At 68.4% G+C, this 2,321-nt stretch carries 3 protein-coding genes and 1 pseudogene; 3 read left to right on the top strand and 1 reads right to left on the bottom strand.

All coding sequences use genetic code 11. The features are described from left to right. On the top strand, window positions 1-677 hold a 677-nt coding region (tilS, locus tag OOT08_RS07225; protein WP_325091924.1), incomplete at its 5' end, for a tRNA lysidine(34) synthetase TilS. A gap of 24 nt (window positions 678-701) precedes the next feature. After that, window positions 702-1,253, top strand: a complete 552-nt coding sequence (hpt, locus tag OOT08_RS07220; RefSeq protein ID WP_325091923.1) for a hypoxanthine phosphoribosyltransferase — start codon at window positions 702-704, stop codon at window positions 1,251-1,253. An 86-nt stretch (window positions 1,254-1,339) separates the two neighbouring features. Here the strand turns inward: hpt and OOT08_RS07215 are convergent, their stop codons facing one another. Then, entirely contained in the window at window positions 1,340-1,861 is a 522-nt protein-coding gene (locus tag OOT08_RS07215) for a DUF4190 domain-containing protein (RefSeq protein WP_325091922.1), read from the bottom strand. Between the two features lie 194 nt (window positions 1,862-2,055). Between OOT08_RS07215 and OOT08_RS07210 the strand changes: the two are divergent. After that, window positions 2,056-2,321, top strand: a pseudogene (locus tag OOT08_RS07210) (ATP-dependent zinc metalloprotease FtsH); the annotation flags it as partial.

Here is a 2,321-nt window from a genome sequence, read left to right as displayed (position 1 = left end):
CCGCGCGCGAGGCTCGCTACGCCGCGCTCCGCCAGGCCGCCGCGGAGTACGGGGCGCACCGCATCCTGACGGGCCACACCCTCGATGACCAGGCCGAGACCGTGCTGCTCGGCCTCGCCCGGGGCTCCGGCACCGGCAGCCTCGCGGGGATGCGGCCGGACACCGGCCTCGTCCTGCGCCCCCTGCTGGGCCTGCGCCGCAGCGTGACCCTCGCCGCCTGCGCCGAGGCCGGGCTCGACCCCTGGCAGGACCCGCACAACGCGGACCCGATGTATCGGCGCGTCCGCGTCCGGGAGCGCGTGCTCCCCGTGCTGGAGCGCGAGCTGGGCCCGGGCATCGCCGAAGCGCTCGCCCGCACCGCCGAGCAGTCCAGGGAGGACGAGGAGTCCTTCGCGGACATGATCGAGGAGTTCATCGAGGAGATCGTCGAGCCCTCGGAGGCGGGCATCGCGGTCCTGGTGTCCGCGTTAGAGGCGAACCCGCCCGCGCTTCGCCAGCGCATCATTCGGCTGATCGCGCGGGCCGAGTTCGGCGTTTCGCTGAGCCGACAGCACACGCTCACCATCGCCAAACTGGTGACCGGCTGGACGGGGCAGGACGAGATCCACGTTCCCGGTATTAGAGTTAAGCGTGCCGATGGCCGGCTGCGGTTCCGTGCCGCCGGTTCGGCCGAGTAACCACCCGAAGCGAGGAAGAATCCAATGGACGCAAGCGATCTGGGCGACAAGCTGACCGAGGTTCTCCTCACCGAGGCGCAGCTGAAGCAGCGCCTCGCCGAAATGGCCCGACAGATCGAGGCCGACTACGCGGACACCCCGCCCCTGCTCGTCGGGGTCCTCAAGGGCGCCGTGATGGTCATGGCCGATCTCTCCCGGGAGCTGCGCTTCCAGGCGCAGATGGACTGGATGGCCGTGAGCTCCTACGGCGCGGGCACGAAGTCGAGCGGCGTCGTCCGCATCCTGAAGGACCTCGACGCCGACCTGACCGGGCGCGACGTGCTGATCGTCGAGGACATCATCGACTCGGGGCTCACCCTGAGCTGGCTCAAGGGCAACCTGAAAAACCGCGGCGCGCGCTCCGTGGAGATCTGCACGATGCTCCGCAAGCCCGAGGCGCTCAAGGTCGAGGTCGACGTCAAGTACATCGGCTACGACATCCCGAACGAGTTCGTGGTCGGCTACGGCCTGGACTACGCGGAGGACTACCGCAACCTGCGCGACGTGGCGATCCTCGCCCCGCACGTCTACCAGTAGCGAACCGCGCGGAGACGAGCCGCGCGAACAGGACACAAAAAACGGGCCGGGAAGCAGCGCTTCCCGGCCCGTTTTGTGCCGCGGGGTTAGGAGTCGTAGAGGGACGTGCCGCCGTGCCAGTCGCCGCCGTGCACCGGGGTGATGCTGGACATCCAGAACAGGAGGATGACGAAGAGGATGGTGATGATCACGATCAGCGCGGTAAAGACGTAGGACAGGATGAGCCCGGCCTTGGCGAGGCCCTGGCCCTGTTCGCCCGAGGTGCGCAGCTCGCGCAGGGACAGGTGGCCCGTGATGATGCCGGCAACGGGCATGAGAAACGCGGCGATCATCGTGATGATCGCGAGGACGTTGGTTCGCTGGCTGGCCGCCTGCGCGTATCCCGGCGCTGCTCCGTATCCCGCTGATGCTCCGTATCCCGGCGCTGCTCCGTATCCCGCTGCTGCTCCGTAGCCCGGCGCTGAGCCGTATCCCGGAGCCTGGCCGGCGCCGGGGGCCTGGGCGTCGGCCTGCGCGTACGGCTGGCCCTCCGGCCGGGCATCCGCGCCGGAAGCGGCGGACTCGCTCGAATTCGGGCCGCGGGTTCCGGCGGTGTTTTGCTCGGGCATAGTGTCCCCTCGTGGGTGAGTGCGGTCGTTGCTCCGGGGAGCGTGCCCCCAACCTACCGCCGCGAGCTGGGCGTTTTCCCGGTCGTTCTCGACTCGTTACGCCCTCGGCAGAAACACAGCGGAGCGGCTGAGGCAGCAAGATACGCTATCGTGCAGGACCGATGGTCCGTTTGCGTACCCAGAAAGGCGCCGACTTGGCTCAGACACCACCCAAGGGCAAGAAGCTGTTCCGTGGACCGCTGCTGTATCTCCTGATCGCGCCGCTGATCGTGCTGATCGGCTGGAGCCTGCTCTCCGGAAGCGGCGTGCGCGAGGTGCCCACCAAGGATGGCCTCGCCATGCTCGCGGACGGCAAGGCGAAGCACGCGGAGATCATCGACGGCGACCAGCGGGTGAACCTGACCCTGACCAAGGCCGACAAGAAGTACGGCCAGGACGTCTTCTTCTACTACGTGCAGCC

Source organism: Leucobacter sp. M11 (assembly GCF_035726885.1).
Taxonomy (GTDB): Bacteria; Actinomycetota; Actinomycetes; order Actinomycetales; family Microbacteriaceae; genus JAPFRB01.
The sequence above is the reverse complement of the archived record's forward strand: the minus strand, read 5'-3'. Positions and strand labels throughout refer to the sequence as shown.

Bases quoted from the DNA above. Each gene is read 5' to 3' on its own strand.
- hpt (WP_325091923.1), top strand. From the start codon at position 702: ATGGACGCAAGCGATCTGGGCGACAAGCTGACCGAGGTTCTCCTCACC.
- OOT08_RS07215 (WP_325091922.1), bottom strand. From the start codon at position 1,861: ATGCCCGAGCAAAACACCGCCGGAACCCGCGGCCCGAATTCGAGCGAG.